The 13999-nt window shown below is 62.9% G+C and carries 13 protein-coding genes; 7 read left to right on the plus strand and 6 right to left on the minus strand.

Translation table 11 applies throughout. The annotated features are described in order from the left end of the window. Nucleotides 1–123 precede the first annotated feature (123 nt). From AC05QJ_RS00190 to AC05QJ_RS00210, 5 genes are read left to right on the plus strand one after another with little or no spacing between them, the layout of a single operon-like run. Nucleotides 124–1143, plus strand: a complete 1020-nt coding sequence (locus tag AC05QJ_RS00190) for a DUF5924 family protein (RefSeq protein ID WP_476745062.1) — start codon at nt 124–126, stop codon at nt 1141–1143. A gap of 53 nt (nt 1144–1196) precedes the next feature. Then, complete coding sequence (locus AC05QJ_RS00195) at nt 1197–2330, plus strand: ABC transporter permease (RefSeq protein ID WP_476745063.1); 1134 nt, start codon at nt 1197–1199, stop codon at nt 2328–2330. Next, complete coding sequence (locus AC05QJ_RS00200; protein ID WP_476745064.1) at nt 2327–3124, plus strand: ABC transporter ATP-binding protein; 798 nt, start codon at nt 2327–2329, stop codon at nt 3122–3124. Before AC05QJ_RS00195 ends, AC05QJ_RS00200 begins: the two co-directional genes overlap by 4 nt. A gap of 1 nt (nt 3125) precedes the next feature. Continuing rightward, complete coding sequence (locus tag AC05QJ_RS00205; RefSeq protein WP_476745065.1) at nt 3126–4064, plus strand: MlaD family protein; 939 nt, start codon at nt 3126–3128, stop codon at nt 4062–4064. Further along, nucleotides 4061–4678, plus strand: a complete 618-nt coding sequence (locus tag AC05QJ_RS00210; protein WP_476745066.1) for an ABC-type transport auxiliary lipoprotein family protein — start codon at nt 4061–4063, stop codon at nt 4676–4678. The genes AC05QJ_RS00205 and AC05QJ_RS00210 overlap by 4 nt, the downstream gene beginning before the upstream one ends. Here AC05QJ_RS00210 and AC05QJ_RS00215 read toward each other — a convergent pair. The 6 genes from AC05QJ_RS00215 to AC05QJ_RS00240 form a co-directional block, all read right to left on the minus strand. Next, the gene (locus AC05QJ_RS00215) at nt 4660–5889 is read right to left on the minus strand and encodes a nucleoside recognition domain-containing protein (RefSeq protein ID WP_476745067.1); all 1230 of its coding nucleotides are present in this window, start codon (nt 5887–5889) and stop codon (nt 4660–4662) included. The two genes, AC05QJ_RS00210 and AC05QJ_RS00215, sit on opposite strands and share 19 nt — an antisense overlap. Before the next feature lie 284 nt (nt 5890–6173). Then, nucleotides 6174–7393 (minus strand): IS3 family transposase gene (locus AC05QJ_RS00220; RefSeq protein ID WP_476745068.1). Its coding sequence is split into 2 segments (ribosomal slippage): nt 6174–7045 and nt 7045–7393, totalling 1221 coding nucleotides; the frame shifts between segments, so codons are not numbered across the junction. 111 nt (nt 7394–7504) lie between these two features. Then, on the minus strand, nt 7505–8836 hold the full coding sequence (gltP, locus tag AC05QJ_RS00225) for a glutamate/aspartate:proton symporter GltP (protein WP_476745069.1): 1332 nt from the start codon (nt 8834–8836) through the stop codon (nt 7505–7507). A gap of 732 nt (nt 8837–9568) precedes the next feature. Further along, on the minus strand, nt 9569–10039 hold the full coding sequence (locus AC05QJ_RS00230) for an inhibitor of vertebrate lysozyme family protein (RefSeq protein ID WP_476745070.1): 471 nt from the start codon (nt 10037–10039) through the stop codon (nt 9569–9571). Nucleotides 10040–10043: 4 nt separating this feature from the next. Then, nucleotides 10044–10208 (minus strand): DUF1328 domain-containing protein, encoded by a 165-nt coding sequence (locus AC05QJ_RS00235; protein WP_042127667.1) that lies wholly within the window; start codon nt 10206–10208, stop codon nt 10044–10046. 45 nt (nt 10209–10253) lie between these two features. Then, nucleotides 10254–10538, minus strand: a complete 285-nt coding sequence (locus AC05QJ_RS00240; protein ID WP_476745071.1) for a hypothetical protein — start codon at nt 10536–10538, stop codon at nt 10254–10256. Nucleotides 10539–10865: 327 nt separating this feature from the next. Here AC05QJ_RS00240 and algB point away from each other — a divergent pair, with 327 nt between their 5' ends. Next, complete coding sequence (gene algB, locus AC05QJ_RS00245; protein WP_476745072.1) at nt 10866–12212, plus strand: sigma-54-dependent response regulator transcription factor AlgB; 1347 nt, start codon at nt 10866–10868, stop codon at nt 12210–12212. Further along, nucleotides 12209–13996 (plus strand): KinB sensor domain-containing domain, encoded by a 1788-nt coding sequence (locus AC05QJ_RS00250; RefSeq protein WP_476745073.1) that lies wholly within the window; start codon nt 12209–12211, stop codon nt 13994–13996. Before algB ends, AC05QJ_RS00250 begins: the two co-directional genes overlap by 4 nt. The last annotated feature ends 3 nt before the right edge of the window (nt 13997–13999 follow it).

Genomic DNA, 13999 nt, shown 5'->3' on the forward strand with positions numbered 1-13999 from the left:
CCGCCAAACTGTGGGCGCTGGCTTGCCAGCGATGAGGGCCCCGCAGACCAATGACAATCTGCCATCCAGCGCAAACCGAGGTATCCTTGTAACCGTTTTTTACAGCCCTTTGCGAACGCCCCCATGCCTATCTACATCCAGCGCCTCATCGAACTGATCAAGCGCTACCCCGGGGTCATCGCGCTCGGTGGTTTCATTTCCGGTATCGGCAGTTTTATCCTGGTGGATCGTCAGGAAAGCCTGGCCAGCTGGGTGGCCGTGCTGATGCTGGTGAGCTGGGTCTGGCTGATGCTGGAAAACACCTTCACCCAGCTGTTCACCCGGGTGTTCAAGCGGGAAATTCCACAACCGCTGCTGCGTTACGCGACGCAGATGATCCACCAGGAAAGCCTGTTCTTCGTCCTGCCGTTTTTCTTCGTTACCACCACCTGGAACAGCGGCCAGCTGGTTTTCACCGGGTTGCTGGGCGCCGCCGGGCTGGTGTCGATCATCGACCCGCTCTACTACAAGTGGGTCGCCCCCCGGCGCTGGCTGTTCCTGGCCCTGCACACCCTGACGCTGTTCGCGGCGATGCTGACGGCGCTGCCGATCATCCTCCACCTGACCACCGCCGAAAGCTTCAAGCTCGCCCTCGGCGTAGCAATGCTGCTGTCGTTCCCGAGCCTGGCCAGCAGCTTCCCGATCAATAACGCGCGACGTGCCGTGGCCCTGGTGCTGGTAACGCTGGCCATCGGCGGCGCCGGCTGGTGGCTGCGCTCCTGGGTGCCGCCGGCAACGCTGTGGATGACCGAGGTGGCGATCAGCACCGAAGTGCAGAACCGCACCCCCGGCGAAAGCCTCAAGCAGGTGAGCGCCAGCCAGATCCGCAGCGCCGGGCTCTATGCCTACACCGCGATCAAGGCGCCACGCGGGCTCAACGAGCGCATCTATCATGTGTGGCAGCACAACGGCAAAGAGGTCGACCGCATCGCCCTGAACATCAACGGCGGGCGCAAGGAAGGCTACCGCGCCTGGACCCACAAACAGGTGTTCCCGGCCAACCCGGTGGGGCGCTGGCAGGTGCGGGTGCTGACCGAGGACGGGCAAGTGATCGGTGTGCTGCGCTTCCGCGTGGTTGATGATGGTCAAGCGCCTGCCACTTAGTGGCGCTATGCTCTACCGCTTGTACGAAAGTGCCTGCGGACCGTTCGGAGCTTATGACCAACCCAGCCAGCGTCATTCTCGATACCAGCCGCAGCCCCGCCTGTCTGCGGCTCAGCGGCGACTGGACGCTAGCCAACTACGCCAGCCTCAAGCGCAGCACGGCCGCCCTGAGCGGTCAATACGACGCCGACACCGCGGTTGAACTGGGCCAGCTTGGCAAACTCGACACCGCCGGGGCCTCATTGCTGGTGGAACTGCTGGGCCCCGAGCGCCTGGCGGCCCTCGAAAGCGACAGCCCGCTACCCGCCGCCAGCCGTCATCTGCTGCACAGCGTGCAGGCTTCGCTGACCGAGTTCTGCATCCCGCCCCGCCATGCGGAAATTCCGGTACTGACCCAACTGCTGTCGCGCATCGGCCGGGCAGTAGACACCCTCTGGCAGGATTCACGGCAGATCCTCGGCTTCATCGGCCTGATCATCGCCACCCTAGCCCGCCGCGCCCTGCAACCCAGACGCTGGCGGCTGACCTCGGTGGTCGCCCACATCGAACAGACCGGCCTCGACGCCGCGCCCATCGTCGCCCTGCTGACTTTCCTGGTGGGCGCGGTGGTCGCGTTTCTCGGCGCCACGGTACTGGCCAACTTTGGCGCCAGCATCTTCACCGTGGACCTGGTGGCGTTCTCCTTCCTGCGTGAATTCGGCGTACTGCTCACCGCCATCCTCATGGCCGGCCGTACCGCCAGCGCCTTCACCGCACAGATCGGCTCGATGAAGGCCAACGAGGAAGTCGACGCAATCCGAACCCTCGGCCTCGACCCGGTGGAGCTGCTGGTGGTGCCACGGGTGCTGGCGTTGCTGATCTCGCTGCCGCTGCTGACCTTCCTGGCGATGATCTGCGGTATCGTCGGCGGCGGCGTGGTCTGCGCGCTGTCGCTGGATATCTCGCCGGCGATGTTCCTGTCGCTGCTCGAAGACGACATTGGCGTTCAGCACTTCCTGGTGGGCATGGCCAAGGCGCCGTTCTTCGCCTTCCTGATCGCCACCATCGGCTGCCTGGAAGGCTTCAAGGTCAGCGGCAGCGCCGAGTCGGTGGGCGCCCATACCACCTCGGCGGTGGTGCAGTCGATCTTCGTGGTCATCGTCCTCGATGCCGTGGCCGCGCTGTTCTTCATGGAGATGGGCTGGTGAGCCGGCCGGACGCCCGCGAGGCGGTGATCGAAGTCCGCGGCCTGTGCAACCGCTTCGGCCCGCAGAGCGTGCACGAACAACTCGACCTGGACCTGTACCGCGGCGAAATCCTCTCGGTGGTGGGCGGCTCCGGCAGTGGCAAGTCGGTGCTGCTGCGCAGCATCATCGGCCTGCGCCGGCCCAACGAGGGCACGGTGCGGGTGTTCGGCCAGGACCTGCTGGACGCCAACCCCACCGAGCGCTCGCTGATCGAACGGCGCTTCGGCGTGCTGTTCCAGAAGGGGGCGCTGTTTTCCTCGCTGACCGTCACCGAAAACGTCGCCCTGCCGCTGATCGAGCACGCGGGCCTGAGCCGCGATGACGCCGAGCACCTGGCCGGGGTCAAACTGGCCCTGGCCGGCCTGCCGCAATCGGCGGCAGACAAATACCCGGCCTCGCTGTCCGGCGGCATGGTCAAGCGCGCCGCCCTGGCCCGCGCCCTGGCGCTGGACCCGGACATCCTGTTCCTCGATGAACCGACCGCCGGCCTCGACCCCATCGGCGCGGCGGCCTTCGACCAGTTGATCCTGACCCTGCGCGACGCCCTAGGCCTGAGCGTGTTCCTCATCACCCACGACCTCGACACCCTCTACACCATCAGCGACCGGGTGGCGGTGCTGGCCCAGAAGAAAGTGCTGGTGGCCGCCCCCATCGACGAGGTGGCGCAGTTCGACGAACCCTGGATCCATGACTATTTCCATGGCCCGCGCGGCCGTGCGGCGTACGACGCCGCCACAGCGCTGAAGGAGACGTGAGATGGAAACCCGCGCGCACCATGTGCTGATCGGAATGGTCACCGTCCTGGTGGTGGCCGGCGCCATGCTGTTCGGCCTGTGGCTCGCCAAGTCCAGCGTCGACAGCACCTTCAAGGACTACGAGGTGGTGTTCAACGAGCCAGTCACCGGACTGTCCAAGGGCAGCGCCGTGCAGTACAGCGGGATCAAGGTGGGCGATGTCACCAGCCTGCGCCTGGACCCCGAGGATCCGCGCCGGGTGCTGGCACGCATTCGCCTCAACGCCGAAACCCCGGTCAAGCAGGACACCCAGGCCAAGCTGACCCTGACCGGCGTCACCGGCACCTCACTGATCCAGCTCAGCGGTGGCACCCCGCAAAGCCCGCCGCTGGTGGGCAAGGGCGGCAAGCTGCCGGTGATCATCGCCTCGCCATCGCCCATCGCTCGCCTGTTGACCAACAGCAGCGACCTGGTGACCAACATCAACCTGCTGCTGCACAACGCCAACCGGCTGTTCTCCGAGGAAAACGCCACGCGCCTGGGCACCACCCTCGAACATCTGGAGCAGACCACCGGCGCCATCGCTGCCCAACGCGACGATATCAGCCAGGCAATCCGCCAACTCTCCACGGTCGGCCAGCAGGCCGGCACCGCGCTGCAGCAGACCGGCGAGCTGATGCGCAACGCCAATGCCTTGCTGGGCAGCCGCGGCAGCGAGATCGCCAACAGTGCCGACCAGGCCATGCGCTCGCTGGCGCAGAGCACCGCCACCCTCGATGCCCTGCTGGAAAGCAACCGCGAAGCGATCGACAGCGGCGCCCAGGGCTTCCGCGAGCTGTCACCGGCGATCCGCGAACTGCGCGACACCCTCAACTCGCTCAAGGCCATTTCCCGTCGCCTCGAAGCCGACCCCAGCGGCTACCTGCTGGGCCGCGACCAAAACAAGGAGTTCGCACCATGAGAGGTGCCCGTTATCTGTCCCTGGCCCTGCTGGTCGCCCTGAGCAGCGCCTGCTCGATCCTGCCCAAACCGGAAAACGCCCAGGTCTACCGCTTGCCGGCGAGCACCAGCGCGTCGACGGTAGCGCCGGTGAGCTGGTCGCTGCGGGTCAACAAGCCGCTGGCCAGCGATGTGTTCAACCTGCCGCGCATCGCCGTGGTGCCCGAGGGCAACCAGGTCAGTACCTACCGCGGCGCACGCTGGACCGACCCGGTGCCGGTGCTGTTGCGCAACCGCATGCTCGACGCCTTCCAGCGCGACGGCCGGGTGCCACGGCTGAGTGCCGACGACAGCAACCTGCAGGCCGACTATGAGCTGGTGGGTGAGCTTCAGGCCTTCCAGAGCGAGTACACCGCCGACGGCATCAGTGTGGTGATCCGCCTGGACGCCCGGCTGGTGGAAGGGCGCAGCCAGCGCATTCTCGCCAGCCGCCATTTCGAAGTGCGCCAGCCCCAGGCCGACAAGGCAGTGCCGGCGGTAGTCAGTGGCCTGGGGCAGGTCACCGACCGCCTGATGGCGCAGCTACTGGACTGGACCGTAGCCCAGGGCAACCAGTATCAACCGAAGAACCAGTAGCAGACCGCGATAGCGCCGAGCACCCCGGCCAACTCCGCCAACAGGGCGCAACCCACTGCGTGGCGGGTGCGCTGGATGCCGACGGCGCCGAAGTACACCGCCAGCACGTAGAACGTGGTTTCGGTGCTGCCCTGCACTGTCGCCGCCACCAGGGCCGGGAAGCTGTCCACGCCATGGGTCTGCATGGTCTCGATCAGCATTGCCCGCGCCGCACTGCCGGAGAACGGCTTGACCATCGCGGTGGGCAGGGCATCGACGAAGCGGGTGTCCCAGCCCAGCCATTCCACTGTGTGGCGTATGCCATCCAGGCCGAACTCCAGCGCCCCCGAGGCCCGCAGCACGCCGACGGCGCAGAGCATCGCCACCAGATAGGGCAGCAGGTTCTTCGCCACGTCGAAGCCTTCCTTCGCCCCTTCGACGAAGGTTTCGTACACCTTCACCTTCTTCAGCGCCCCGATCAGCAGGAACAGCATGATCAGGCCGAACAGCGTCAGGTTGCCGAGGATCGACGACAGGCTCGCCAACGCCGTGGCCGAAAGCCCGGCCAGCAGCGCCATGAACGCGCCCAGCAGCAGTGCCCCTGGCACCATGTACGCCAGCACCACCGGGTCCCACAGGCGCAGGCGCTGCATGAATGCCACCGACAGCAGACCCACCAGGGTCGAGCAACTGGTGGCGAGCAGAATCGGCAGGAACACCAGGGTCGGGTCCATCGCCCCTTGCTGGGCGCGGTACATGAAGATGGTCACCGGCAGCAGGGTCAGCGACGAGGCGTTGAGCACCAGGAACAGGATCTGCGCGTTACTGGCGGTGGTCGGGCTGGGGTTCAGTTCCTGCAGCGCGCGCATGGCCTTCAGGCCGATGGGCGTGGCGGCGTTGTCCAGGCCCAGGCCGTTGGCGGCGAAGTTCAGGGTGATCAGGCCCAGGGCCGGGTGGCCAGGCGGGACTTCCGGCATCAGCCGGCGGAACAGCGGGCCGAGCACCTTGGCCAGCCACTCGACGATCCCGGCCTGCTCGGCGATCTTCAGGAACCCGAGCCAGAGGGTCAGGGTGCCGAACAGCAGGACCATCACCTCCACCGACAGCTTGGCCATGGCGAAGATGCTTTCCACCATCGCCGCGAAGATCCCGGCGTTGCCGCCCACCAGCCACTGCACCATGGCCGAGATGGCCGCCACTACGAAGAAACCAAGCCAAAGGCCGTTGAGCATCCGAAAACTCCCCCAGAGATGGGCTGATGATAGCGGTCGCCTCAACCGGTGTCGCTTCAAGCTGCAAGCTGCAAGCCTCAAGAAAGAGCAGGCTGCGTCGCTGCGGCTGTTGCTTGCGGCTTGCGGCTTGCAGCTCAGAAACGCTCTGAGCCTCAAGCTGCAAGCCATAAGCGGCAAGAGAACGCGGTGGCGTTGCTGGCGGCTTTTTCTTGCAGCTTGCAGCTTGAAACTTGCATGTCTAGTCCTGAAATAGGTTTACACCTGTTCAGGTAGGCCGATAGGCCTCAAAACGCCCGATGCACTGCATCGGGCGTTTTGTTTTTCAGGGCCATATGGGGCCGTTCTGTGTTGTAGATCTGCACTGCCTCGTCAACCATCTGTCTCGCCTGCTCAAGATCTTCAGGGCTGCTCAACAGCAGCTCCATTTTGAGGATTCCGTTGATTCGCTCGGCCAGCGCGTTCTGGTAGCAGTCATACCCATCAGTCATGGAGCACTGAACATCGTGCCGTTGGTGCAGTGACTGGTACAGCGCTGAGCAATATTGGATGCCTCGATCCGAATGGTGGACTAATGGCTGGCGACGACGTCGCGTTCGTAATGCCTGCTTGAAGGCTTGCGCCACTGACTCGGCATGCAGGCTTTCATGAACGTGGTGGCCAACAATTTTCCTGGAGTACGCATCCGTTACCAGGCTCAGGTACAGCGGGCCGTTACGTGCGGGCAGGTAAGTAATGTCGGCAACCCAGACGTGCTCCGGCCTTGTCGGAACGACTTGGCTTGGACCGGGCTTGAGTAAATTGGGATGGCGGTAGAAGCGATGAAAGCTCTGTGTTGTCTTGTGGTAGGCCCGCTTGGGCAGCACCAGCAAACGGCGCTCTCCCAAGACCTGGAACAGCCTATCTCGGCCGACTTGGAATCGTTTGTCAGGTTGGCAATGCAGCAGATAGTGCAGCTTGCGTGTACCCAAACGAGGCTGGCGCATCCGGACTTGCTGAACAAACTCAACCACCCGGTCTGCCTGATGCTCTTTGCCATCAGCCGCTCGGTTGCGCTTGTAGTAAGCCTGTCGACTGATGCCTAGAAACTGACAAGCCCTGGCAATGCTCAGTCCTGAGACTTGACCTTGCGAGAGGACTTGCCGGATCGCTTTTTTACGACCGAGACACCATAGTCATTTTTCAGAACATCAACGACCGTCTCAAAGAACTGGGCCTTCTGGCTCATCAGCTCAAGCTGTTGCTCAAGCTCTTTGATCCGCTGCTCGGGAGTGAGCGTTTTGGGGTCAGACATCGCGCAGCTCCTCTCGTCTCGGATCGAGGCCCCCTGGCTCCAATCCTGGCGACCGTGCTTACGCAACCATACCAGAACCGTTGACCGACCCTGGATGCCATACCGCACCTGGGCCTGCTTGTAGGTCAGCTCGCCTTTTTCAATCTGATCAACCACCGCCAATTTAAAAGACAGTGAGTAATCCCGCTGTGTGCGCTTTACACCTTGCTCCATCTGACTCTCCGGAAATTCGGGATGGGAGGTGTAAACCTTATTCAGGACGGGACAGCAGCTCAAAAAAAGCCCCGACAGTGCGGGGCTTCTTCATTCAGCTCGGTACAGGGCTCAGGAGTTGACGGCCTTGCCAGCCACCGCCGCTTCCTTGCTGCGCCAGTGCGGCAGCGAATCCCAGTACTTCTTGCCTTTGGCGTCGTCGTACATGCCTTCCCAACGGGCAATGACCAGGACCGCCAGGGCGTTGCCGATCACGTTCAGGGCGGTACGCGCCATGTCCATGATGCGGTCGACACCGGCAATGAACGCCAGACCTTCCAGCGGGATGCCCACGCTGCCCAGGGTCGCCAGCAGCACCACGAAGGAAACGCCTGGCACACCAGCGATGCCCTTGGAGGTGACCATCAGGGTCAGTACCAGCAGCAGTTGCTGGCTGATGGACAGGTCGATGCCATACAGCTGGGCAATGAAGATCGCGGCGATGCTCTGGTACAGGGTCGAACCGTCGAGGTTGAACGAGTACCCGGTCGGCACCACGAAGCTGCAGATGGCCTTCGGCGCGCCGTAGGCTTCCATCTTCTCGATCACCCGCGGCAGCACGGTTTCGGAGCTGGCAGTGGAGTAGGCCAGGACCAGCTCATCCTTGAAGATGCGCATCAGCTTCAGGATGGAGAACCCGAACAGGCGCGCTACCAGGCCCAGTACCATGAAGGCGAAGAAGGCGATGGCGAAGTACACCAGCAGCACCAGCTTGGCCAGCGGCAGCAGCGAGGCGAAACCGAAGTTGGCGACGGTCACGGCAATCAGGGCGAATACGCCGATCGGGGCGTAGTTCATGATCATGTGGGTGACCTTGAACATGGCTTCGGACACGCCCTGGAAGGTCTTGACCAGCGGATCGCGGATTTCCGCATTGAGGCTGGACAGGCCCAGGCCGAACAGTACCGAGAAGAAGATGATCGGCAGCATTTCACCGCGCATCAGCGCCGCGAAGATGTTCGACGGAATCAAGTTGAGGATGGTTTCGATGAACGCATGCTCATGCTGCACCTCGGCCGCAGTGGCCTGGTACTTGGAGATGTCCACCGTGCCCAGGGTGCTCATGTCGATGCCGGCGCCCGGGTGGAACAGGTTGGCCAGAACCAGGCCGACGACGATGGCGATGGTGGTCACCACCTCGAAGTAGATGATGGTCTTGAGGCCGATACTGCCAAGTTTCTTCGCATCGCCAACCCCGGCGATACCCACGATCAGCGACGAGATCACGATCGGGATGACGATCATCTTGATCAGGCGAATGAAGATGTCACCGGCTGGCTGCAGCACGTTGCTGATCCACCATGCCTTTTCCGCACTGAAGTGATTCAGCACGGCACCGATGGCGATACCCAGTACCAGACCGATGAGGATCTGCCAGGCGAGGCTCAGTCTTGCCTTCTTCATGTCATTACCTTTTTCTTGAAGTGGACACGGGCTTTACGCTGTAACCGGCATTCCAGAGCGGCTTATAGCCTTCTGGAAGACTTCTTCGGCAGCAGTTCAAGGGCACCGCAGAAGGTCCTCGCCGGCCAGGGTGATCGACCGCTGGCTGGCGAAAAAAGGCGCAACTATTCAGCTGGAGGGAGGCTCAGTCTAATGCCGGAAACGAGTAGCCTATGCCGAATCGGCATGAGTTTTTGTCGGAAAAACGGGCGTCGGAAGGGGTTTTCCAGAAGTCGTTCGGAATCCCGAATACGACCGATCCGCCAAATTCCGGCAGATTAAGCAGGCGATAAAGCAGCGTAAGCTATCAGCGTTCGATAATCCGAATGGGTGGAAAAGCACCTTTCACACGTAGGAAAACCGTCAAAAAAATTTTGTCGGACAGACGAGCGGGTGGCCGATTTGCCACCTGTCGGGTGAAAGGAAAGAACCCGGAAGGGATGCGGCCGGGAAAGTCCGTGCAAGGCACCCTCGGTTTCAGGATGCCCCCACAGACCGCTCCCGGCGTATCTTCCTGACCCGGCCCTCTTCGGAGGTACTCCTTGTACCCCTAGGCCCCTCCGATCCTGAAGCAATCAGAGCAGCCCGGCCCCCTGGTCATGCGCTCACCCTCCTCGGGCGGGCGCAACATAGAAGCCTGAACGCAAGAAAGGTTCAGCTTCCGTTCCCTGTACCGAGGCGCCCGGCGGCGCCTCAGTACCAGTTCGGATCACGCTTGAGTTGTTCCCTGAGCATGGCTTGCATGCCTTCGTCAGGGTCCCCGATCCACCGGTAGTCGGCATGGCGGGTCGGCGACTTGTCGCTCGGCATCCCTTCGGGCACCTCGACCAGCATTGCGTAGGCTTTTTCCTTGTCCCAGCGGAAGGCGACGATCAGGCGCTTGTTCAGGCATTTGCCAGCGCTTTCGCACAACGGCCCCACCAGGTACTTGTCACCATCTTCTTCGACTGCCGACATCTGCTGCTCGGAAACGCCACTGAGGTTGAGCACCCATTCGGGCAGCCGCTCCTCTTTCTTCACCGTGTCCTGCCAGGTTTCCCGATACTCGGGGTCCGAGCCTAGGATGTCGGTGGCCCGGACCTGGCCGTCATTGGCCGCCATTGCCGCCGTGCTGCCGCCCAGCAACAGGGCGGCAACCAGGGCGTTGCGTATCACGCCTTTCATTGACTCAGCCTCGACCGCGACGACCAAAGAAGAAGGAAGCCACGAACAGCACCAGGAAGATAATGAAGAGGATCTTCGCGATACCGGTAGCGGCGCCGGCGATACCACCGAAGCCCAGCACGGCAGCGACAATGGCGATAATCAGGAAGGTAATGGCCCAACTCAACATGGTGATTCTCCTTCTGTTTTGGAAAAGATCCCGGGCGGCCGATACCTAGAACACCCAGCGCTCTAGTGGAGCGATGGCGTCAGCGGTAGCGGCGGGTAGCGCTTTGGAGCGCATCAGGGGAGCGGCTTGCAGAGGGGCGGCCATACTGACGGCGCGGCTCTCATGAATTCGGACGATCTGGGCGGCCAGTTGATTGTCGGCCTGCCGGGCCTGCCACAGGTGAATGACCTGGCTGGCAAGCAGTGTCAGCAGCAGCGCCATGCCGAGAAACAGCAGCTGGCGCAGGTGTAGAGGTGACAGGTGCATCAGGGCGGCGGTGACGGGTTTCATGTGCCGGGCTCCTCTCGCTGCAGCTTGTTGTTGACTTGAGAGGGTTATTGCAGCCTGCATGCCAGCCTTGCGTGATAGATTTTTTCCTTAAAAATCAATGAGTTAAAATATCACCCAAACTCATGTAGGAAGCATCCTGCACGATGCCGCCTGCCGGCGTCGTGCGTTTTGCATGGTGCGCGACAGATTTTTCGCGTCAATTTTCCCGACAAGCGGCATGTCAACGCAGAGCTAGCCTGCAAACAGATGAATGAATCAGAATTGACCATGCAACTTGCCCGATTTTTCCGACACTAACCAAGATAATTCCTAAGGAGCGCGTGGAAAATGGAGTCAGCCCCGGAGTCTCAAGGCCGCATTCTATTGGTGGACGATGAATCCGCCATTTTGCGCACCTTCCGTTATTGCCTGGAGGACGAGGGCTACACCGTTGCTACCGCCAATAGCGCGGCACAAGCCGAAGCCCTCCTGCAACGCCAAGTGTTCGACCTGTGCTTCCTCGACCTTCGCCTTGGCGAAGACAACGGCCTCGACGTGCTGGCGCAGATGCGGGTTCAGGCACCCTGGATGCGTGTGGTCATCGTCACCGCCCATTCGGCGGTGGACACTGCGGTCGATGCGATCCAGGCCGGCGCTGCCGATTACCTGGTCAAACCCTGCAGCCCCGACCAGTTGCGCCTGGCCACCGCCAAACAACTGGAGGTGCGTCAGCTCTCGGCTCGTCTCGAAGCGCTGGAAGACGAAATCCGCAAACCCAAGGACGGTCTGGATTCCCACAGCCCGGCCATGATGGTGGTGCTGGAGACGGCGCGTCAGGTGGCGACCACCGATGCCAACATTCTCATCCTCGGCGAGTCCGGGACCGGTAAAGGTGAGCTGGCCCGCGCCATCCACGGCTGGAGCAAGCGGGCACGCAAGGCCTGCGTCACCATCAACTGCCCCTCGCTGACTGCCGAGCTGATGGAAAGCGAACTGTTCGGCCACAGCCGGGGCGCCTTCACCGGTGCCAGTGAAAGTACCCTTGGCCGGGTCAACCAGGCCGACGGCGGTACCTTGTTCCTCGATGAAATCGGCGATTTCCCGCTGGCCTTGCAGCCCAAGCTGCTGCGTTTCATCCAGGACAAGGAATACGAACGCGTCGGCGACCCGGTCACCCGCCGTGCCGATGTGCGTATCCTCGCCGCCACCAACCTCAACCTCGAGGACATGGTCCGCGAAGGCCGCTTCCGCGAAGACCTGCTCTACCGCCTCAACGTCATTACCCTGCACCTGCCGCCCCTGCGCGAGCGCAGCGAAGATATCCTCACCCTGGCCGAGCGGTTCCTCGCCCGCTTCGTCAAGGAGTACTCACGGCCGGCGCGGGCCTTCAGCGAGGAAGCGCGCGCTGCGCTGCTCAACTATCGCTGGCCGGGCAACATCCGCGAGCTGCGCAACGTGATCGAACGGGCCAGCATCATCTGCCCGCAGGAAAAGGTCGAAATCATCCACCTGGGCATGGCCGAGCAGCCCGTCAGCAACGCGCCGCGGATCGGCGCCGCACTCAGCCTCGACGAGCTGGAGCGGGCCCATATCGGTGCAGTGCTGGCCACCAGCGACACCCTTGACCAGGCCGCCAAGACCCTGGGCATCGACGCTTCGACGCTGTATCGCAAACGCAAGCAATACAACCTATGAAGTGGGCGATGAAGCTGCGCACCCGACTCTTCCTCAGCATCTCGGCGCTGATTACGGTGGCCCTGCTCGGTCTGCTGTTGAGCCTGGTCAGCGTGCAGCAGATGGCCAGCTCGCAGCAGGCGCTGATCCGCAACAACACCTATGTCCTCGACATGGGCCTGAAGCTGCGGCAGAACCTGGGTGAGCAACTGACCCGGATTCTCGATGAGGACGGGGATGCCGCGCAGCTGAATCAACTGCAGGCGCAATTCCAGGAACTGCTCGATGAAGGCATGCAGCATGAGCGGGAAGCCGGCGGCTTCGACGATTTTTCCCGGGCAAACAACGAATATCGAGTTTTTCTGCAAACCTTGCGTGACGCCGACGCGCCCGCCCGGAGCCTCAGTATCGATCTGCCGCTAGGCAAGGCCTTCACCGACTTGCGCAGCAGCCTGATCGAGTCGCACAAGCAGGCCGTCGAGCATATCCGCGCCGCTGAAGACATCTCTCGCGAAAAGGCGATCCTGATGTCGGCAGTGCTCGGTTTCATCGGCCTGGCGGTGCTGACCCTGGGGTTCCTGACCGCCCACGGCATCGCCCGGCGTTTCGGCCAGCCGATCGAAGCCTTGGCGACGGCGGCCGATCAGGTCGGTCGTGGCGACTTCGAGGTCACCTTGCCGGTGACCTCGGCGCTGGAGATCAACCAGCTCACCCGTCGCTTCGGCCTGATGGCCGAAGCCTTGCGCAAGCACCAGGCCACCAATGTGGACGAACTGCTCGCCGGCCAGCAGCGCCTGCAGGCGGTGCTCGACAGCATCGACGATGGCCTGCTGATCATCGACCGCCAGGGACGCCTGGAACACCTCAATCCGGTGGCCCAGCGTCAACTGGGCTGGGATCGGTCCCGCGCCGGCAGCCGGCTTGGCGAAGCCCTGCAGCGACCGGAGCTGGATCAGCAGCTGCACCTGGTGCTGCGTGGCGGCAGCCTGGAGCGGGTGCCGGAAGACCTGCACGTGGAGATCGACAAGGAAGCCCGCGTCCTGACCTACAGCCTGACCCCGGTGTGCCGTTCCGACGGGCATATCCTCGGCGCGGTGATGGTGCTGCACGACGTTACCGAGCAACGTGCGTTCGAGCGGGTACGCAGCGAATTCGTGCTGCGGGCGTCGCACGAGCTGCGCACACCGGTGACCGGCATGCACATGGCCTTCGGCCTGCTGCGCGAGCGGGTCAGGTTCCCCGAACAATCCCGTGAAGGCGACCTGCTCGACACCATCGGCGAAGAGATGCAGCGCCTGACCCAACTGATCAACGACCTGCTGAACTTCTCCCGCTACCAGAGCGGCCAGCAGAAACTGGAACGCAGCATTTGCGTGCTCGACGATCTGCTGGAACGGGCCAGGGGCCGTTACGCCGATGCGGCAGGCAACAAGCAGGTCGAGCTGGTGCTGGAACTGGACAGCCCATTGCCGCGCATACAGGCCGACGTAGCCCAGCTCGACAGGGTTCTGGACAACCTGCTGGACAACGCCATCCGCCACACCGCCAGCGGTGGCCGCATTCGCCTGCAGGCACGTCGCCACGGCGAGCGGGTGATTATCAGCGTCGAAGACAGCGGCGAGGGTATCGCCTACAGCCAGCAGGGAAGGATCTTTGAGCCCTTCGTCCAGGTCGGACGCAAGAAAGGCGGCGCCGGCCTCGGTCTGGCGCTGTGCAAGGAAATCGTCCAGCTGCACGGCGGCCGGATGGGGCTGTACTCACGGCCCGGGCAGGGCAGCCAGTTCTACATGGCGCTGCCAGTCTGAGTC

It is taken from the genome of Pseudomonas sp. TUM25319 (assembly GCF_056388475.1).